The organism is Flavobacterium sp. ARAG 55.4 (assembly GCF_051846875.1).
In the GTDB taxonomy this organism is placed as follows: domain Bacteria; phylum Bacteroidota; class Bacteroidia; order Flavobacteriales; family Flavobacteriaceae; genus Flavobacterium; species Flavobacterium plantiphilum.
Genome location: NZ_JBPYCT010000004.1, coordinates 363,096 through 383,196, shown reverse-complemented (window position 1 = coordinate 383,196; position 20,101 = coordinate 363,096). Strand labels below are relative to the sequence as shown.

The following is a 20,101-nucleotide window of genomic DNA, read 5'->3' as shown; positions in this document are numbered from 1 at the left end:
TTTCCCCACACTAGGGTGTGGGGGAGAAACTTTCTAATACTAAAAATACTTTCTTTATCTCAGTATGTTAAGATATTGTTTTTAATTATGAATTATCAATTGTTAATTATTAATTAAAAAAGATTGCCCAAAGCAATTATAACTTCTTAAGGTGGTTATTGCGGCGGGGCTCACCTCTTCCCATCCCGAACAGAGTAGTTAAGCCCGCCTGCGCAGATGGTACTGCAGTTTTGTGGGAGAGTATGTCGTCGCCTTTCTTTATTGAGCCCCAACCTGAAAAGGTTGGGGCTCTTTTTTTTATAGGTACGACGTGTTCGCCTAACGGTTCGGTTCGTCGCCTTTCTTTAATCTGAACTTGTTTCAGATGCTATAAACCCTGTTTCGATAGAAACAGGGTTTTTGTTTTGGACTATTTTTGTAAAGAATATTATAAAAGGGAAAATTCAGAGTAAGATTGATTTTTATATTTTTTTTATCACATAAGTTACAATTCCCCAAATTATAAATTCATTCTCTTCGGAGACTTTTATAGGACTATAATTGCTATTTTCAGGCATTAAGTAAAGGCAATCTTTCTGTAGTTTAATACGTTTTACTGTAAATTCTCCATCAATAAAACAAATTGCAATTTTATTATCCCGTGGTTCAATACTTCGATCGACAATGAGTACATCCTGATCTTCAATTCCTGCATCAATCATTGAATTTCCTTTGACCTTAATGTAAAAAGTTGCTAGTGGATTTTCACTCAGTTCTTTATTTAAATCAATATTATTTTCCATAAAATCAGCAGCGGGTGAAGGAAACCCTGCTGATACACCATCAGGAATAAAAGGAATCCGCACTTCACTTTTATAATTCGGTTTATAGAAACTGAGTTTTTGATTCTTTTTCATTCGCATCGTATTTCAAGGATCTGGTCGAATTTAGTGGTATACTTTTTAGATAAAAGTTTTTGATTCATGTCCCAGGTCACTTTTAAATTTTGGCTTGCCAGTTTTATTTTGGTATCACCAATTTTAGTATTGAGATGATCTATCACTCTCATTAATGCTAAATGTTTGGGATTTTCTTCTTCGAAAAGTTGGAATTGCTTTTGGCTTTCTCCAATAAGTTCACTAACAATTACACCTGCTTTTTTAAATTTCAAATGTTCATTTCCCTGATGTAACTGCTTAAATAATTCAATAGCGGTATTTGAGATTGTTAAAGTAGAATTTGTCGCATAAGGTAAAGTGATAGCTTTATTAAAATAATATTTCGATGTTTTTAAAGTATGTTTGTCAATAACAAGCATTACTATTATGGTATGACAGCATGATTGCTGTTTGCGTAATTTCTCTGCACATACAGCTGCAAAAGTGGTTATACGTTCCCGAAGTAAGTCAAAATCGGAGATTTGTTTGGGAAAGCTCCTGGTTATAGCAATGCTTTTCTTTTGTTGGACAATCGGTTCTAAATCTAATACTGATTTTCCTTCCAATTCGGCTTTTAAACGAAGCCCAACAACGCCCATTTCTCTTCTTATCCACGTTTCATGTTCTGGTTGTATGAAATCCAGGGCTGTATTAATGTTTCTTATTTTTGCTTTTTTATACATTCTATATCCGATACCCCAGACATCTTCAATTTTAGTCCATTTTAAAGCTTTGATGCGTTTTTCTTCCGAATCGATAACATAGACACCTTGGGTTCTATCCTGAAATTCTTTTGCAATTTTGTTGGCTACTTTAGATAAGGCTTTGGTTTCTGCTAATCCGATGCATATTGGGATTCCAATCCATTTTCGGACACGATTTTTCATCTGTAGACCGTAGTCATGATAATCCGTAATATTTAATCCGTCGAAGTTTAGAAAGGCCTCATCGATACTATAAATTTCAATATTAGGTGTTAATTGATTGAGAATGGCCATGACACGGCGGCTTAAATCACCATAAAGTGCATAATTTGATGAAAAGAGTTTTACATTCTTTTCTTTGACTAAATCTTTAATCTTGAATGCCGGAGCAGCCATAGGGATACCGGCGGCTTTCGCTTCATAGCTTCTGGATATTACACAGCCGTCATTGTTAGATAATATCGCAATGGCTTTACCATTGAGTTCCGGTTGGAAAACACGTTCGCAGGAGGCGTAGAAATTATTACAATCGACTAAAGCATACATAATACAAAATTACGCAATAGCACTGTTGTTAAATACTGTTATAAAGTTAATTTTTTAGGATTTGATAATGATTTTTATTTTATTTAAAATGATGAGAAAGTTATCCGGATACTAAATAACTATGCTATTTTACCTATTAACTGTGTTATATTACTATATTTTAACTAAAACGTTTTCGTAAAAGGTAATATAGCATATAAATATGAAAAACTACTGTAGTTTAAATCTGTATTCGCAAACTATCTTTGTACCAGTTAAAAGAAATATAAATCTAAAATTTCTAATTATGAAAAAGATTTTAAAACTAAGTTTAGTATTAATAGTTGTTTTAATCGCTATAAATACTCGTGCAACTGATGTTAGATTTCCTAAAGTTGAAAAAGCAAATCCAAAGAAAATGGTAACATTTGCCTTGAATGATGTAAATAAAGCTAATGTATCTCTTTATGATTCCAATGATCAGTTGTTGCATACAGAAAAATTGTACACATTGAATTTGAATCCTCTTAAATCAAATGACAAAATCGTTAAAACATACGATTTGAATCCTTTAGCTGACGGGATTTATTATCTGGTGGCTGAGTCAAAAACGAAAGTTGTGAAGTATGAAATTATTGTTGCTAATAAAACTGCAACAATTATGTCAGATCCTTATTCAGAAGTGTACAAAACGGTTGCGGTTAAATAATTAACTTTGGTTAGGTTAGTAGTAAAAGACTCCTTTTTAGGAGTCTTTTTTTGTTTTACTCTAAAAATGATTTTAATTCATGCCGGTATTCCGAAGCATTTTTACCGGTGAACTCTTTGAAAGATTTGTTAAAATGACTAAAATTATTAAAACCACTTTCAAAAGCTATGGCCGAAATGCTGATGGGTTTTTCGGCTAATAATTTACAGGCATGCACTAATCTGTAATCATTAACAAATTTGGTAAAAGTTTTATGGGTTATTTTCTTAAAATAGCGACAGAATGAAGGTACCGTCATACTCACTTTCTCTGCAATTTCTTCTAAACGAATTGGTTCTTTAAAATGATCTTTTACATAATTGAAAATAGAATTGATTCTTTCATTGTCCTGAACATGCATTTCCATACGGAAACCTTCGGCGTTTAAAACAGTTGCATCTTCCGTTGCTAATTCTAATTCATTCAAGATTTCGATGAGACTTAATAAGCGTTCAAAAGGAGTTTTATCTTCCATTTTTCCAATTTTCTTCCCAATTTTTCTTTTAGTTTTTCCACCAAAAGTAATTCCTGACTTAGCTTGCTGTAACAGGTTTTTGATGTTTACCATTTCCGGAATCTCAAAAAAATGTTCTCCTAAAAATTCAGGTTTCATTTGGATAACAATTTCGTTTTTATTTCCTGTTAATTCATCAGTAAAACCGCAATGGGGTAGATTACTCCCTATTAAGGTCAGATCACCATTGGTATAATAGGAAATGTGGCTTCCTACCTGGCGTTTTCCCGCTCCACCATTTACATAAATCAATTCAATTTCCGGATGATAATGCCAAAAATGAGAGTTATAATTGATATTATATTTTGTCAGTGTAAAAGAGCTGCCAAAAGAGGGCTCAATAATTTTGAGTGTTGGTAAGGTTGATTTCATTTTTTTTCAATTTGGTTGGCTATACTAAATTAACAAAAAAATATGTAATATTAACTAAACCAAGCGATAACGTTTTAGTAGATGGTAAAATAACATAGCAACTGGAAAATCTACTGTCTTTTTGTAGAGTCTGCTTATAATAACTTTACATTATTAAATGAGTATAAATCTTAAAAGTAGGTATTATGAAAAAGATTTTAAAAATCAGTTTGGTAACAGGAATAGTTTTAATAGCTATGAATATGTATGCGGTGGCGATCAATTTTTCAGCGCGCAATGAATTTCGCCAAGAAAAGATGATTTCATTTGGTTTAAACGGAAAAGATCAGGTTAGAATAAGCATTTATAATGCTGATGAAGAATTAATCCATTATGAAAGTCTGATGGTGAATGGGAAAATTGTCAGAAGTTATGATTTAAATAACTTTGATAAAGGCATTTATTTTTTAGTTGAAGAGTCTCAATCTAAAATTATAAAATATGAAGTTTTAGTTTTAGATGATTCAGCAACGATTATGACGGATCCGATTTCAGAGATTGTTAAGCCTGTTTTGTAAAATTTTTAAAATTAAAACGGTTAAAAGTATTTTTTGGCACGAATTATGATAATCAAATTGTGGTTAGAAATTTTGCTATTTGTTAGTAATTAATTAGTTTGTGTAGTTAAAAAAGAAAGCTTCAATTATGAAGCTTTTTTTTATTTATAATGTACCTGTAATTCTATCCATGACCCAACTGGTATGCGTTGCTGTTTTTCCAGTTGAGGGATGCCTTTCGGTTCCAAACAGCTGCTCTCTCATATCTTCCACATGATGAAGCTGAACATTTTCCGGATGATCGATAACCATTGGAACGATTCCGTTTCCATTAGTCAAGATTACAGGATGCTCATCGAAAATAGAAAATTCAATTGTTCCCTGACTTCCATAAATAAAGACTTTATCTTCTCTGGTTGCCGTACCAAAGTTCCAGCTTCCGGTTCCTGTAATGCCATTTTCATGAATCCAGCAGGCTACAAGAGCATCTTTGGCTGAATATAAATTTTGTTGATTTAAACTCATACCTGAAACTTCTTTAATATCCCCCAGAAGATAGTTGAATAAATCCAGCCCATGACTGGCTAGATCATCAAAATAACCTCCTTTGGCCACTTTAACATCCGTACGCCAATTGTACAAACCCGATAAATCCTGTGGAGAAGCGGGCTTGCTTAAATGCCAGTTAATATGTCTGATTTGCCCAATGCTGTTAGCATCCAGCCATTTTTTAATTTGCTTAAAGCGAGGTAAAGAACGTCTGTAATAAGCTGTAAAAAGAGGAATGTTTTTGCTTTCAAAGGCTTCAGATATGGCTTTGCTGTCTTCGTAGCTTGGCGCCAAAGGTTTTTCAATGCAACATATTTTTCCTGCTTCGGCTACTTTTAAGCCGTATAATTTATGCGAATCGGGTGGAGTAGCAATATAAACGGCATCGACTTCAGGATCATTAATCAAAGCGTCAGCATCCGAATAATACTTTTTGATGTTATGTCTGTTAGCATAATCAGCTGCTTTATCGGCATCTCTGCGCATTACGGCAACAATTTCAAATCCCTTCGTTTTTTGGTAAGCAGGTCCACTTTTCTTTTCGGTTACATTTCCACATCCGATGATTCCCCATCGAATTGTTTTTTCATTATTTATAGCACTCATTTTAATCAATTTAATTACATCCATCAATACCGCAGCTGTCGGCATCTGTAGCGTTCAAGATAGTAATTTTTGATTCAAATTGACCTTCTTCCCAAACTTTTTCTAATGTTTTTACAAATGTCTCTTCATGTTGTGCACCTGAAATTGCATATTTATTATCGAATACAAAAAATGGGACACCTTGAATTCCTATTTTTTGTGCCATTGTGATATCTTCTTGTACTTTATCAGCAAAGGCATCTGAGTTTAAAACTTCCGTAACGGTTTTTTCATCAAGTCCTACTTGTATTGCCAGTTTGGTTAAGGTGTGTTTGTTATTTACATCCTCTCCGTCTGTTAAATAGGCTTTAAAGAGCAGTTCTTTAAGCTCATTACCTAGTTGATGTTCTTTGGCTAAATGCAGTAAGCGATGGGCATGAAATGAATTTGCCATAATGGCTTTTTCAAAATGGAATTCTAATCCTGAATTAGCTGCATTTTGGGTCATATGTTCTAGTGATTCAATAGCCCAATCTTTATCTTTTCTATATTTCTCAGCAAGGTGATCAATTAGATTGTCATCTTCATCGGCTACAAAGTTAGGATCCAACTGAAAGCTTTTCCATTCGATTTCAATAGTATCTTGGTGCCCAAATTGATTTAAAGCATTCTCTAATCTCCTTTTTCCAATATAACAAAACGGACACATAATATCCGACCAGATTTGTATTTTAAGTTTATTTTCCATGTTAAATAAAATTATTTGTATATACAAATGTACTAAAAACCTTTTGTAACCATTTCTATTTTATGCTTTTATTAGGAATTGTGATTTAGGTCTGAGTTGTTTAAAAACAAAAAAACCATCAAAATGTACTTTGATGGTTTCCTATTTAAGGTGTAAAATGATATTACAATAAGTCTAAAACAAAAGAGGGGAAGAAACCTAAAGCAATATTCATTATAATCGAAATAACCGCTACAGCATAATAAATTTTTGAAGTTGGAATTTTAGCTTCATTAGGCTCTTTAGTGTACATAGCCAAAATTAGTTTGAAATAGTATCCTACACTAATTATAGAATTGATTACTGCTATTACAACTAAGACAATAAATCCGGCCTGAATGGTTTGAGTAAATAAGAATAATTTAGCAAAGAAACCTCCAAAGATTGGAATTCCGGCCATAGACAATAAAGAAGCCGTTAGTATTGCTGCCATTAAGGGGTTGTTTTTTCCTAAGCCATGAAAATTAGTAATGTCTTCATTTTCTCTGGTTTTGCAAACATATAAAATTACCGTAAAAGCTGCGATTCCTGCCAGTGCATAAGCCGAGGTATAATACAATAAAGTTCCCGATGATTTCTCGGTACTTAATAAAGTCATTAACATAAAACCGGCATGTGAAATACCTGAAAAAGCTAATATACGCTTTACGTTGATTTGGCGTAAAGCCATAATATTACCAACAGTCATCGAAGCAATCGATACAATTACAATAATCAACTGAAATGCAGGAGAAATATCAGCATTCATGGTTTTTACTAATTTGTATAATGTGGCAATAGCAACTACTTTAGCCAAAGTACTCATCAATGCGGTAGTGAGAGCAGGAGAACCTTCGTATACATCCGGTGCCCAGAAATGAAACGGAACAGCGGCAATTTTGAAAAGCATTCCAATAAAAATTAAAACAATTCCTATTGGAAACCAAATTGGTAATTCGGCAGAGCGGGATAATTCACTAATTTCGGCAATGTCAAAACTTCCCATTGCACCGTAAATCAAACAAATACCAAAAAGGAGAATTCCAGATGCAAAGGATCCCATTAAGAAATATTTTAAACCGGCTTCATTACTTTTAATGCTTAATCGGTTGCTTGACGCCAAAACGTACAAAGCGATAGATAAAACCTCAATTCCTAAAAAGAACATCGCCAAGTTTCCAAAAGAAACCATAGCAACTGCTCCAGCTAACAGGAATATTTTTATGGCAATAAAATCGGAGATTTTAGTTTGATTTCCTTCATAAAATTTATGTCCTAAACTAACTAAGAAAACAGTAAGGATGATAAATAATCCTGAAAACGCCGAAGAAAATTTACTCACAACAATCATGTTGTTGTAGTAAAATTGCGGAGCAGCATTATAGTCAGAGATGTCTAATCCAAGAACGGCCAATAATCCGAGTACGACTACCGGAATGATGGCTTTTCTGGCATCAAAAATTTCAAATATAAGGCATAAAATACCTAATCCTATTATTGCTATTAATGTATTCATATATTATTTTGTGATTCAGGATTGGCACCTGATATTAAAAATAGTCGGTTTATTATTGAATTTTATATAATGTTCTTAAAATCTGATCCAAACTAGGAGTAATGAGTTCATTGATAGGTCTTGGGTACATTCCGAAAAAGAAAATAACCGCAATGATAATCACTAAAACGAATGTCTCATGGAAACTAACATCAGCAAAAACTTTTGTGTTAGGTTCTCCCAGCATTACCTGTTGGTACATTTTTAACATATAATAAGCTCCTAAAATAATTGTTGTTCCGCCTAATACGGCAAACCATACATTAATTTGATACAAACTATACAAAACCGTAAATTCTCCCACAAAGTTAAAAGTAGTAGGTAAGGCTACCGAAGCCAAAACCAATATCATAAACAATGACGCAAATTTTGGTGCCTGAGAGCGTATTCCTCCCATTTCGGTAATCACTCTGGTGTCGAATCTTCTGTAAATAATTTCTGCCGTAAAGAATAATCCCACTACAACAAAACCATGCGAAATCATTTGTAAAACAGCGCCACGCAATCCGTCAATGTTTAACGTGTAACATCCGGCAGCAATTAGTCCCACGTGTGCCAAGGAAGAATATGCCAATAATTTTTTCAGATCTTTTTGTCTTAAAGCGACAATTGAACCGTAGATTACACCAGCAATTCCTAAACCGATTAATATTGGTAAATAGGTTGTTGATGCAATAGGAGTAATTGGTAATTGCCAACGCAATACACTATACAATCCCATTTTTAGCATGATACCTGATAAAAGCATGGTTCCCACTGTGGGTGCTTTTTGGTACACTTTTGCCTGCCAGGTATGGAAAGGAATAATTGGAATTTTGATGGCATAAGCTAAAAAGAATGCCCAGAAAATCCAGAATTGCTCTATTTGACTCAGGTCAACTTTGTATAAATCCTGTAACAGGAAGCTGCCAGCTTTTTGATATAAATAAACAAAGGCGATTAGCATAAATAAAGATCCGGCAAGCGTATAGATAAAGAATTTTACTACTGCTTTTTTGCGTTCTTCAACATCTCCGTTACCCCAAATTAAAGCAATAAAATAAATTGGGATTAATGCTAATTCCCAGAAGATATAGTATAAAAGTCCATCCGAAGCTAAGAAAGTTCCTGTCATAGCAAATGACATAAACAAGATCAGTCCATAGAATGATTTAGCATTTTTATATTCATTTCCAAAAGAAGAATAGATAATCAAAGGTGTCAATGCCGTAGTCAGTAATAACATGATTAGGGATAATCCATCGGCAGTAAGCGAATAAGCAATAGCAGGTTTGTTAATCCAAAATTTAAAAAAACTAATATTTTCTCCTGAATTATAAGCATTCAACAAAGCAATTGATATTCCTAAAGCAACTAAGCTGAATAATAATGCCACTCTTGAAGCCAGTTTATCGCCGGCAAAATAAGTAGCAAATGCACCAACAAGAAGTATAATTAATAGTAGTGATACGTTCATGATATAAAATTATTGAGCTAAAAATAAATAAGTTAGTATGGCACTAAGCCCTAAGACAAATACAAACAAGTAAAAACCAATACTTCCTGTTTGTAATTTCTTTCCCTGGTAACTTAATTCGTTGGTTACTTTTCCTAATCCAAAAACTGCAGCAGCTAAAGAGGTTTCGATATAATCTCTAGAAAATTTGGACAAGCTGTTGATTGAATTTACAAAGATGATATTGTAAATTTCATCCACATAATATTTGTTATACAATACTTTTGAAAATCCTGTGATTCCAGCATCTTCTGGCGGAACCTGATTTTGTTTGATGTATTTTACAAAAGCAATTGCAATTCCGATAATTCCTCCAACAATAGCTATAGCCATTAACGTGTATTCTGTTGTTCCAAAATGATGTGCTTCGTGCGCTTCTTTCGAAAATAAAGGCGCTAAGTAACCATTCAGCCAGCTACTTGTTGGTAAACTAATTAAACCGCCAATAGTTGCCAAAATTGCTAATACAATAAGTGGAAATGTAATTAATCTAGGACTTTCGTGTAAATGACTTTTTTGGTGTTCAGTTCCTCTGAATTCTTTAAAGAATGTCAGATATAACAAACGGAACATATAAAAAGCAGTCATTAAAGAAGCTAAAGATGCAATAACCCAAAGCACTATATTGTTATGATAAGCAGTCATTAAGATTTCATCTTTCGAGAAAAATCCTGAAAAAGGAGGAATTCCTGAAATAGCTAATGACGAAAGTAAAAACGTAATAAACGTGATTCCCATTACTTTTTTCAATCCACCCATTTTGCGCATATCTTGTTCTCCGTGTAAAGCATGAATTACTGATCCTGAACCTAAGAACAAACAAGCTTTAAAGAAAGCATGTGTGATTACGTGAAAAACCGCAATTTCGTAAGCTCCAAAACCTAAAGCTAAGAACATTAATCCCAATTGAGAAACCGTAGAATAAGCCAATACTTTTTTGATATCGGTTTGAACTAAAGCAATTGTTGCAGCAACTAAAGAAGTTACAGCACCTATAATAGCAATGATATTTTGTACTTCAGGAGCTAAATCAAATACATAATTTAATCTTGTAATCATGAAAATACCTGCAGTAACCATTGTAGCGGCATGAATCAGAGCCGATACTGGTGTTGGTCCAGCCATCGCATCAGGCAACCAGGTGTACAATGGAATTTGCGCTGATTTTCCACAAGCTCCAATAAATAGAGCAAAGGCAGCAATTGAAATCATCGTAATATCTAAATTACCGGAAGTAGCAATAGCCGTTTTTAATGTAGTATAATCTAAAGTATTGAACAAAGAACCAATAATAAAAATACCAATCAATAATCCTAAATCTCCAATTCGGTTCATGATGAAAGCTTTTTTAGCCGCATCATTGTATTCCTGATTTTTGTGCCAAAATCCAATAAGCAGGTAAGAACAAAGTCCAACGCCTTCCCATCCGATGAATAATACTAATAAGTTGCTTCCGATAACTAACGTAATCATGAAGAAGATAAACAAATTCAAATACGCAAAAAACTTGTGCATATTCTCATCATCATGCATGTAGCTGATAGAGTAGAGGTGAATTAATGAACCGATTCCGGTTACAAATAATAACCACAAGATTGATAATTGGTCTAGCAGAAAACCAAAATTCACACGAAAATTATGAGTCCGAATCCAATTGAATAATTCAATTTGAACCGGTTGTTTGCTTTCGTTAATTTGCAGAAAAAAAACAAGAGTTGCAACAAATGAAATGAGAACAGTCAAAGTTCCAATACTTCCGGAAGCCGATTTGCTAATTTTTTTTCCAAAGAAAATATTAAATAAAAATCCTAAAAAAGGAGCTAATAATAAGAGTAAAGCTAAATTCGTATTCATTATCGTTTATCCTTTTAAGTTTTTTAAATTATTAATATCAATCGAACCTAAATTTCTAAAAATCGATACCAAAATCGCTAAACCTACAGCAACTTCTGCCGCAGCTACAGCCATAGAGAAAAACACAAATATTTGACCTTGTGCATCCTGATGATAGGTCGAAAATGCTACGAATAATAGATTTACCGCGTTTAGCATAATCTCAATAGACATAAATACGATGATGGCATTTCGTCTGTATAATACTCCAAATACTCCAATACAAAAAAGTATTACACAAAGGAAGATATAGTTTTCGATGCCTATTTCATTTAAAATATTAGTCATTTTATTTCTCCGTTTTTTCTTTTTTAGACAATAATACAACTCCTATCATAGCTGTTAAAAGCAAGACAGAAGCAAATTCAAAAGGAACCATGTACTCGTTCAGTAAAACACGTCCTAAAACCTTTATAGATTGGTAATCTTCTCCGGTAGCAATATATTCTCCTTCAATAGGTTTTGAATTGATAAATATCAAAATCAGCACCACACAGATTAAACAAAAAGAAACAATAGCTCCTAGTCTGGTAATACGGGGTTTGTGAACCTCATTTTGCTTATTCAGATTCATAAGCATGATCGTAAACAGGAACAAAATCATAATGGCTCCCGAATAAACTATGACATGAACAATTGCCAGAAACTGAGAATTCAATAGTAAATAATGTCCTGCTATAGTAAAAAAGCAAATCACTAAGTAAAGTGCACTATGAATAGGATTTCTGCTAAATATGGCCAGAAAGGCCGTGATTAACGTAATAAACGATAAGAAACAAAATATAATTTGTACAGGAGTTGCGTTAGCAAAATCAGGAATATGTATCATTTAGTTAGCGTTATTAAATTGAGTGTTCTTGATTGCCATATCTAGCGGCATCACTAATCTGTCTTTGCCAAAAATAAAATTTTCTCTTTCATAATTCGAAGGAACTAATACTTTTGAAGTAGTCAGATAAATAGCATCTTTAGGACAGGCTTCTTCGCACAATCCGCAAAAAATACAACGCAACATATTAATCTCATATATTTCGGCATATTTTTCTTCTCTGTATAAATGTTTTTCGTTCGCTTTACGTTCAGCAGCTTTCATAGTAATGGCTTCTGCAGGACAAGATAAAGCACACAATCCGCAAGCCGTACAATTTTCTCTTCCCTGTTCATCACGTTTCAACATGTGCTGACCGCGATATACCGGACTCATAGTACGCACCTGCTCCGGATACTGAATAGTAACCTTTCTGGAAAACAAGTGTTTCAGTGTGATAAATAATCCTTTTACAATTGCAACAAGATACAAACGTTCTAAAAAAGTCATCTCTTTATTAGAGACTTGTACTTTCCTTCCCGATAAGGATATGGTTTCTATTGACATCTTTATTTTATTTTTTTATTTGAAGCTAATCCTGCTTTCCGCTATATCTTTAATTTTTTAAAGAAAAAAATTAAAGGATGCCGCTTCAATCAGGGCTAGTGCTACTCTTTGCTATAATTTAAAATCCTAAAAATACGGCTAATTCGTGTCTCAAAATTACGATTCCTGTAATTACAATATTGATAATCGACAGCGGAATTAATATTTTCCATCCTAAATTCATCAATTGATCGTATCTGAATCTTGGAATAGTCCATCTTACCCACATATAGAAAAAGATGAAGAAACATATTTTTGCAAATAATACTGCAATTCCTATTAGATTTGCTAAATTGACTCCCCAATTTTCTACCGCCCAGCTCATTCCCGGATAGTTATAACCTCCAAAGAATAATACAGCAAGAATAGTAGATGAGATAAACATACTCGCATATTCAGCAAATAAGTAGAATCCCATTTTCATAGATGAATATTCAGTATGATAACCACCAATCAGTTCACTTTCGCATTCCGCTAAGTCAAAAGGAGTTCTGTTTGTTTCTGCAAAAGAACAAATCAGAAAGATTAAGAAGGAAAGCGGTTGGTAAAATACATTCCAGCTCATTCCCGATTGCTGTAAACTAATTTCTCTTAAGCTTAATGTTCCTGTCATCATTAATAATGCAATCATGGATAAGCCCATGGCAATTTCATAAGAAACCATTTGAGATCCCGCACGAACCGCTCCCATTAAAGAGAACTTGTTATTAGATGCCCATCCACCAATCATGATACCATAAACACCAATAGAAAGTATTGCAAAAATGTATAACAAAGCATTGTCAATGTCAGAAGCCTGAAGGATAATATCTCTTCCAAAAAGATGGAAATGGTCTCCCCATGGTATTACGGCACTGGTCATTAAAGCTGTACTCATTGCTACTGCCGGTCCTACAAAAAACAGGAATCTGTTTGGAGTATCAGGTTCAAATTCCTCTTTTGAAAATAATTTTAAACCATCTGCAAGTGGTTGTAGTATACCGCCTTTTCCAGCTCTGTTAGGACCAATACGATCCTGCAACCAGGCTGCAACTTTTCTTTCTGCAAGTGTAGAATACATTGCCATAACCATCGTGATGGCAAAGACAACCAGAATGATAACACTTTTTTCTATAATAATTGTACTGTCCATTTTTTACAGATTACCATTTTTAAATTCTTCCTGCTCTTCTTTATCTAAAGGTATAGCAGTCATACTGATTTTTTTACGGTCTTGCTCTCTTCCTTTCAGAATTCCTTCTTCGGTAGCTATACGAACGGTATCTAATTTTTGAGTATAATTATTCTGATTAATTACCGAATCTTTATCAAATTTTCTTGGTCCTTCAATTACCCAGTCAGCAGGGTCTTTGTGGTCAAAACGACATTCGTTACAGATAAAATCCTCTACTTCATGGTATTGATCTTTACGCCCCGTAACTCTTTGAATTTCGTCTCCAAACATCCAAACCGTAGTTTTTCCACAACAACCCGGAGTTGTACATTCTCTATGAGCGTTGTACGGTTTGTTGAACCAGACTCTTGATTTGAATCGGAACGTTTTATCCGTCAATGCACCTACAGGGCATACATCAATCATATTTCCTGAAAATTCATTGTCAATAGCCTTAGAAATACAAGTCGAAATATTAGCATGATCGCCACGGTCTAAAACTCCATGAACTCTGTTATCTGTCAATTGATCGGCTACTTGTACACAACGTTGGCATAATATGCAGCGGTTCATATGAAGCTGAATGTTTGGACCGATATCTTCCGGTTCAAATGTTCTTTTTTCTTCAATAAAACGAGTCTTCGATTTTCCGTGCTCAAAGCTTAAATCCTGCAAATCACACTCTCCGGCCTGATCACAAATTGGACAATCCAAAGGGTGATTAATTAATAAAAATTCTGTCACCGACTGACGTGCTTCACGCACCCGATCCGAATTTTTACTATTCACTTCCATACCGTCCATACATCCTGTTACACAAGATGCCATTAATTTAGGCATTGGTCTTGGATCAGCATCACTCCCTTTAGCAACTTCGACTAAACAACAACGGCATTTTCCGCCGCTCCCTTTTAGTTTCGAATAATAGCACATAGCAGGTGGAACTGATTCTCCTCCTATCATACGAGCCGCCTGCAAGATGGTTGTTCCTGCTTCAACTTCAATTTCTTGACCGTCTATTGTTACTTTCATATTATAAGTTGTTGGTTGTCAGTTGTCAGTTGTTAGTTTAGGAGCATCCATCAACTATCAACTACTAACTTTCAACTTTTATACTGTTTGTTTGCTTACCAAATGTTTTACTTTATCAAATGGCTCGGCAACAAAATGATTTCTGTTTTTTATTCTTTCCGGAAAACGAACATGATATTCAAATTCGTCTCTAAAATGACGAATAGCTGCTGCTACCGGCCATGAAGCTGCATCTCCTAATGGACAAATTGTGTTTCCTTCAATTTTAGATTGAATACTCCATAACAAATCAATATCTTCTTCGCGACCCTGGCCGTTTTCAATACGCCACAATACTTTTTCTAACCATCCAGTTCCTTCACGGCAAGGCGTACATTGTCCACAAGATTCATGGTGGTAAAAACGAGCAAAATTCCAAGTGTTGCGTACAATACAAGCCGTATCATCATAAACAATGAATCCACCAGAACCTAACATAGATCCTGTAGCAAAACCTCCGTCACTCAAGGATTCGTAAGTCATTAAACGGTCTTCCCCATTAGCAGTTTTAAAAATTAAATCGGCTGGTAAAATTGGCACTGATGAACCTCCCGGAACTAAAGCTTTCAAAGGTCTGTTCGAACTCATTCCGCCTAAATATTCGTCAGAATTCATGAATTCATCAACGCTTAATCCTAATTCGATTTCGTAAACTCCAGGGTTTTTAACATGTCCCGAAGCCGAAATTAATTTAGTTCCTGTAGATCTTCCAATTCCAATTTTAGCATAATCATCACCTGAATTGTTTACAATCCATGGCACTGCTGCAATTGTTTCTACGTTGTTTACTACTGTTGGGTTAGCCCAAAGTCCGGAAACTGCCGGGAAAGGTGGCTTGATACGTGGGTTTCCTCTTTTACCTTCTAATGATTCGATCAAAGCGGTTTCTTCTCCACAGATATAAGCTCCGGCACCACAGTGAACGTATAATTCTAAATCGTAACCTGTTCCTAAAATATTTTTCCCTAACCAGCCTGCAGCTTTCGCTTCGGCAATGGCTCTTTCTAATATTTTAAAAACCCACATGTACTCTCCGCGAATGTAGATATAAGAACGGTTTGCACCCAATGCAAAACTGGAAGTAATCATTCCTTCAATCAATAAGTGAGGAATAAATTCCATCAAATAGCGATCTTTGAATGTTCCTGGTTCTGACTCATCGGCATTACACACCAGATGTCTTGGTTTTCCTGATTTTTTATCAATAAAACTCCATTTCATTCCGGCTGGGAAACCCGCTCCACCACGACCACGAAGTCCTGATTTTTTCACTTCCTCAACCACTTCGTCAGGAGTCATTGATTTCATAGCTTTTTCTACAGAAGCATAACCTCCGTGCTGGCGGTAAACTTCGTAGGTTTTAATCCCCGGAATGTTGATTTTGTCTAATAATATTTTTTTTGACATCTTATTTATCGTGTAATATTATTTTATTATCTCGGCAATCAGCAATAATCTGATCGATTTTTTCTCTGGTTAAGTGTTCTTTATAGAAATCCCCCAATTGCATCATTGGAGCATAGCCACAAGCACCCAGACATTCTACACCTCTCACTTCAAAAAGTCCGTCAGCAGTAGTTTCGCCAATGCCCACGCCTAGCTTTTCGCAGGTATAATCCATTAAATCTTCAGTTCCTCTCAGGCAGCAACAGGATGTTTGGCAAAATTCAAACATGTATTTCCCAATAGGTTTTAGGTTGTACATGGTATAGAAAGTAGCTACTTCGTAAACTTCAATAGGTAATATTTCAAGAATTTCAGCAACCTTATCCATCAATTCAATGCTCAGCCAGTTGTCATGTGCATCTTGTACTTCATGTAAAACAGGCAACAAAGCCGATTTTTTCTTATCTTCAGGATAATGACTTAGTAATTCACTGATGCGAGTCATCAATGCTTCCGTCATGTTTATTTCTTGTTTGTAATGTGTACGTTCCATAATTTATGCGTCTAATTCTCCGGCTATTACATTTAAACTGGATAAAATAACAATGGCATCTGATAATAATGCGCCTTTAATCATTTCGGGATATGCCTGGTAATAAATGAAACAAGGTCTTCTAAAATGCAATCTGTATGGAGTACGACTACCATCAGTTACTAAATAGAAACCTAATTCTCCATTTCCTCCTTCTACCGGATGATAAATTTCGGCAACCGGAACTGGAACTTCACCCATTACAATTTTGAAATGATAGATTAAAGATTCCATATTGTTGTAAACATCTTCTTTAGGAGGCAAGTAGTAATCAGGAACTTCGGCGTGGTATTCATTTCCTTCCGGCATTTTATCCAATGCCTGACGAATGATACTCAAACTTTCCCAAACTTCGGCATTACGAACACAAAAACGATCGTAAGTATCACCTGATTTTCCTACTGGGACTTTAAAATCAAAATCTTCGTAAGAACTATATGGTTGTGCAACACGTACATCATAATCAATACCTGCAGCACGTAAGTTAGGTCCTGTAAATCCGTAAGCCATTGCTTTTTCGGCTGAAATTGCACCTACATTTACAGTACGGTCTATAAAAATTCTGTTTCTTTCAAACAGATTCTCAAATTCCTTCCAGGCAACTGGAAATTCTTCCAGAAAAGTATTTAATAATTCAAAAGCTTTAGGAGACCAGTCTCTTTCAAAACCGCCAATTCGCCCCATATTAGTAGTTAAACGGGCACCGCAAATTTCTTCATATATTTCGTATACTTTTTCTCTAAACTGGAAAACATAAAGAAAGCCTGTATATGCACCGGTATCTACGCCCAAAATCGAATTACAAATCAGGTGATCAGTAATTCTGGCTAATTCCATTACGATAACTCTTAAATATTGTGCTCTTTTAGGAACTTCAACACCCAATAATTTTTCTAATGTCATCCACCATCCCATGTTGTTGATAGGAGAAGAGCAATAGTTCATTCGGTCAGTAAGAGGAGTAATTTGGTAAAACGGACGATTTTCGGCAATTTTCTCAAAAGCACGATGAATATAACCAATAGTTGGTTCAGCATCTAAAATTCGTTCTCCATCCATCAGCAGAATATTTTGGAAAATTCCGTGAGTGGCCGGGTGAGTCGGACCTAAATTCAGGATAGAAAGCTCGTTTCCGTCTTCGTTTAGTTGCTCTTTTATTATTTTAGCATAGCGATGCTCTGGTGGTAATAATAGTTCTGACATTTATAGAATGTGAAAAATTATATATTTTATTTTAGCAATTGTCTATTGTTCTTCCGAAGAATCGGTCGTCTTTATCGGTTCTTCCACCATCTTCCATTGGGAATTCTTTACGCATTGGGAAAGAAATCATTTCATCCATATTCAGAATACGTTTCAACTGTGGATGGCCAATAAAGTTAATGCCGAAAAAATCATAAGTTTCTCTTTCCATCCAGTTAACGGTTAAGAAAATATTAGAAACTGTTTTTATTTCAGGGTTTTCTGAGTTCAGAAAAGCTTTAATTCGGATTCGCTTATTTTCATACCAATTGTGCAAATGGTAAACTACTGCAAATTGCTTTTCAATCGGATTGTCAGGGTAATGAATACCGCATAAATCAGTTAAGAAATGAAAACGTAATTCGGGATCGTTTTTTAAAAATAAAATTATAGCGGTGTTAGTATTTGCATTCATTTCGAAAGAAAAAATATCTCTTTCCTGTTGGAAGTTAACTACATTCTCAGCGAAAGCAGCTACTAATTTTTCCTGAATAGCGGTGTTTTCTAATGCCATTTTATTTGATATTATAAGAAGCTAATAATTCTTGATACTCCGGCGAACTTCTTCTTCTTACAGATTCTGTTTTTACCAGTTCTTGCAATTTCATTACACCATCTACAATTTGTTCCGGTCTTGGAGGGCAACCCGGAACATATACATCAACCGGAATTACTTTGTCAATTCCCTGAAGAACAGAGTATGTGTCAAATATTCCTCCTGAGGATGCACAAGCGCCAACGGCAATAACCCATCTGGGTTCAGACATTTGCTCGTAAACCTGACGCAAAATCGGAGCCATTTTTTTAGAAATTGTTCCCATCACTAATAACATATCAGCTTGACGAGGAGAAAAACTTACACGCTCTGAACCAAATCGAGCCAGGTCATAATGAGATGCCATAGTAGCCATAAATTCAATACCGCAACAAGAAGTTGCAAAAGGTAATGGCCAAAGTGAATTAGCACGTGCCAATCCTACAACATCATTCAGTTTTGTAGCAAAAAAACCTTCACCAACAACACCTTCCGGAGGGGCAACCATATTTATCTTTGAATCGCTCATTTATTTTAGATTTTAGATTTCAGATTTGGAAAACCTTAAAAATGAAATCAATATTTAAAAATCAATATTATATTTTGAGAAATTTACTTTTCAAATCTAAAATTCTAAATCAAAAAAATCTAAAATCTACAATCTGAAATCTAATATTTCTTTATTCCCATTGTAAAGCTTTCTTTTTGATGATATAGAAAAAACCAACTAAAAGTAAAGCCATAAACACAATCATTTTTATCATTCCTTCTATTCCCAGTTCTTTGAAATTAATAGCCCAGGGATATAAGAAAATTACTTCGATATCAAATAGAACAAATAAAATAGCGACCAGAAAGTATTTTACTGAAAAAGGGATACGTGCATTTCCCACAGATTCAATTCCACACTCAAAATTTTTGTCTTTTATAACTGATTTTCTTTTAGGGCCTAATTTCCCGGAAATAAGGATGGTGGCTACTACGAAGCCCACAGCAAGTAAGGCTTGCATTAAAATAGGAAAATAATTGAACTGTTCTGATTGCATAATAAAATATTTGTGCTAAAATAAGTCACAAAGATATGCTTCAATGTTATAAATCACAAGCAGTGAATGTAAAATCATATTGGTTTTGAAGGAGTTTTTCGGTAGTTTTTAATGATTATAAATAAGGATTTCTGTGTTTCTTAAAAAAAACTAAAAATTTAACTTTTAATTATAAAAAAAAGCGTCCCGATATTATCGGGACGCTTTGAGCATTCGTAACAAAAAAATATTTTGTTTAGATTACTGCAACTTTAGCAGCAACTTTTCCTTTTCTTCCTTCTTCTTCTTCGTAGCTAACTCTGTCACCTTCGCGTAATTCTTCCGCGTTGATTCCTGAAGCGTGAACAAAAATGTCTTTTCCTGTTTCTTCGTCTGTAATGAATCCGTAACCTTTTGATTCATTGAAAAATTTAACTGTACCTGTACGCATTGTAATAGTAATAATAATTTATAATAAGGCAAATGTAATGTTTAATACAATACGAAAATGATTAATATCAATT

The 20,101-nt window shown here is 34.5% G+C and carries 22 protein-coding genes and 1 rRNA gene; 3 read left to right on the top strand and 20 right to left on the bottom strand.

Annotation, left to right across the window (positions count from 1 at the left end; genetic code table 11):
* Positions 1-147 precede the first annotated feature (147 nt).
* Positions 148-257 (top strand): 5S ribosomal RNA (gene rrf / locus ACSV4D_RS07370).
* Between the two features lie 204 nt (positions 258-461).
* On the opposite strand, the gene ACSV4D_RS07365 is transcribed toward rrf, so the two are convergent.
* Both ACSV4D_RS07365 and ACSV4D_RS07360 read right to left on the bottom strand, forming a co-directional pair.
* Positions 462-902 carry a LexA family protein gene (locus ACSV4D_RS07365; RefSeq protein ID WP_439227689.1) on the bottom strand — a complete coding sequence of 147 codons (441 nt, stop codon included), beginning with the start codon at positions 900-902 and terminating at the stop codon, positions 462-464.
* A complete protein-coding gene (locus ACSV4D_RS07360; RefSeq protein ID WP_439227688.1) occupies positions 893-2,167 on the bottom strand; it encodes a Y-family DNA polymerase in 1,275 nt (424 codons plus the stop codon). The genes ACSV4D_RS07365 and ACSV4D_RS07360 overlap by 10 nt, the downstream gene beginning before the upstream one ends.
* Before the next feature lie 286 nt (positions 2,168-2,453).
* Between ACSV4D_RS07360 and ACSV4D_RS07355 the strand changes: the two genes are divergently transcribed.
* Positions 2,454-2,855, top strand: a complete 402-nt coding sequence (locus ACSV4D_RS07355; RefSeq protein WP_408081543.1) for a hypothetical protein — start codon at positions 2,454-2,456, stop codon at positions 2,853-2,855.
* 55 nt (positions 2,856-2,910) lie between these two features.
* Here ACSV4D_RS07355 and ACSV4D_RS07350 read toward each other — a convergent pair whose 3' ends face one another.
* Positions 2,911-3,780 carry an AraC family transcriptional regulator gene (locus tag ACSV4D_RS07350; protein WP_439227687.1) on the bottom strand — a complete coding sequence of 290 codons (870 nt, stop codon included), beginning with the start codon at positions 3,778-3,780 and terminating at the stop codon, positions 2,911-2,913.
* 185 nt (positions 3,781-3,965) lie between these two features.
* Between ACSV4D_RS07350 and ACSV4D_RS07345 the strand changes: the two genes are divergently transcribed.
* The gene (locus ACSV4D_RS07345; RefSeq protein ID WP_439227686.1) at positions 3,966-4,337 is read left to right on the top strand and encodes a hypothetical protein; all 372 of its coding nucleotides are present in this window, start codon (positions 3,966-3,968) and stop codon (positions 4,335-4,337) included.
* 144 nt (positions 4,338-4,481) lie between these two features.
* Here ACSV4D_RS07345 and ACSV4D_RS07340 read toward each other — a convergent pair whose 3' ends face one another.
* From ACSV4D_RS07340 to ACSV4D_RS07260, 17 genes are all read right to left on the bottom strand, one after another.
* A complete protein-coding gene (locus ACSV4D_RS07340) occupies positions 4,482-5,471 on the bottom strand; it encodes a Gfo/Idh/MocA family protein (protein ID WP_439227685.1) in 990 nt (329 codons plus the stop codon).
* 10 nt (positions 5,472-5,481) lie between these two features.
* Positions 5,482-6,198 carry a DsbA family oxidoreductase gene (locus tag ACSV4D_RS07335; RefSeq protein ID WP_439227684.1) on the bottom strand — a complete coding sequence of 239 codons (717 nt, stop codon included), beginning with the start codon at positions 6,196-6,198 and terminating at the stop codon, positions 5,482-5,484.
* A gap of 163 nt (positions 6,199-6,361) precedes the next feature.
* Entirely contained in the window at positions 6,362-7,732 is a 1,371-nt protein-coding gene (locus ACSV4D_RS07330) for an NADH-quinone oxidoreductase subunit N (protein WP_439227683.1), read from the bottom strand.
* Positions 7,733-7,784: 52 nt separating this feature from the next.
* On the bottom strand, positions 7,785-9,227 hold the full coding sequence (locus tag ACSV4D_RS07325) for a complex I subunit 4 family protein (RefSeq protein WP_439227682.1): 1,443 nt from the start codon (positions 9,225-9,227) through the stop codon (positions 7,785-7,787).
* Positions 9,228-9,236: 9 nt separating this feature from the next.
* The gene (gene nuoL, locus ACSV4D_RS07320) at positions 9,237-11,120 is read right to left on the bottom strand and encodes an NADH-quinone oxidoreductase subunit L (protein ID WP_439227681.1); all 1,884 of its coding nucleotides are present in this window, start codon (positions 11,118-11,120) and stop codon (positions 9,237-9,239) included.
* Between the two features lie 6 nt (positions 11,121-11,126).
* Entirely contained in the window at positions 11,127-11,447 is a 321-nt protein-coding gene (gene nuoK / locus ACSV4D_RS07315; protein ID WP_408081551.1) for an NADH-quinone oxidoreductase subunit NuoK, read from the bottom strand.
* Position 11,448: 1 nt separating this feature from the next.
* On the bottom strand, positions 11,449-11,988 hold the full coding sequence (locus tag ACSV4D_RS07310) for an NADH-quinone oxidoreductase subunit J family protein (RefSeq protein WP_073243866.1): 540 nt from the start codon (positions 11,986-11,988) through the stop codon (positions 11,449-11,451).
* Complete coding sequence (locus tag ACSV4D_RS07305) at positions 11,989-12,534, bottom strand: NuoI/complex I 23 kDa subunit family protein (protein ID WP_408081552.1); 546 nt, start codon at positions 12,532-12,534, stop codon at positions 11,989-11,991. It lies immediately after the preceding gene.
* 118 nt (positions 12,535-12,652) lie between these two features.
* Positions 12,653-13,705 carry an NADH-quinone oxidoreductase subunit NuoH gene (gene nuoH / locus ACSV4D_RS07300; protein WP_408081553.1) on the bottom strand — a complete coding sequence of 351 codons (1,053 nt, stop codon included), beginning with the start codon at positions 13,703-13,705 and terminating at the stop codon, positions 12,653-12,655.
* A 3-nt stretch (positions 13,706-13,708) separates the two neighbouring features.
* A complete protein-coding gene (locus ACSV4D_RS07295; RefSeq protein ID WP_408081554.1) occupies positions 13,709-14,758 on the bottom strand; it encodes a 2Fe-2S iron-sulfur cluster-binding protein in 1,050 nt (349 codons plus the stop codon).
* A gap of 78 nt (positions 14,759-14,836) precedes the next feature.
* Entirely contained in the window at positions 14,837-16,204 is a 1,368-nt protein-coding gene (nuoF, locus tag ACSV4D_RS07290) for an NADH-quinone oxidoreductase subunit NuoF (protein ID WP_439227680.1), read from the bottom strand.
* Between the two features lies 1 nt (position 16,205).
* Positions 16,206-16,736: an NADH-quinone oxidoreductase subunit NuoE family protein gene (locus ACSV4D_RS07285; protein ID WP_439227679.1), complete on the bottom strand. Its 531-nt coding sequence runs from the start codon at positions 16,734-16,736 to the stop codon at positions 16,206-16,208.
* Positions 16,737-16,739: 3 nt separating this feature from the next.
* Positions 16,740-17,978: an NADH-quinone oxidoreductase subunit D gene (locus ACSV4D_RS07280; RefSeq protein WP_439227678.1), complete on the bottom strand. Its 1,239-nt coding sequence runs from the start codon at positions 17,976-17,978 to the stop codon at positions 16,740-16,742.
* Positions 17,979-18,009: 31 nt separating this feature from the next.
* The gene (locus ACSV4D_RS07275) at positions 18,010-18,531 is read right to left on the bottom strand and encodes an NADH-quinone oxidoreductase subunit C (protein WP_439227677.1); all 522 of its coding nucleotides are present in this window, start codon (positions 18,529-18,531) and stop codon (positions 18,010-18,012) included.
* 1 nt (position 18,532) lies between these two features.
* A complete protein-coding gene (locus tag ACSV4D_RS07270) occupies positions 18,533-19,081 on the bottom strand; it encodes an NADH-quinone oxidoreductase subunit B (protein ID WP_373390370.1) in 549 nt (182 codons plus the stop codon).
* 151 nt (positions 19,082-19,232) lie between these two features.
* Positions 19,233-19,598 carry an NADH-quinone oxidoreductase subunit A gene (locus ACSV4D_RS07265; protein ID WP_408081560.1) on the bottom strand — a complete coding sequence of 122 codons (366 nt, stop codon included), beginning with the start codon at positions 19,596-19,598 and terminating at the stop codon, positions 19,233-19,235.
* Between the two features lie 235 nt (positions 19,599-19,833).
* Positions 19,834-20,028: a cold-shock protein gene (locus ACSV4D_RS07260; protein ID WP_007137066.1), complete on the bottom strand. Its 195-nt coding sequence runs from the start codon at positions 20,026-20,028 to the stop codon at positions 19,834-19,836.
* Positions 20,029-20,101: the final 73 nt, after the last annotated feature.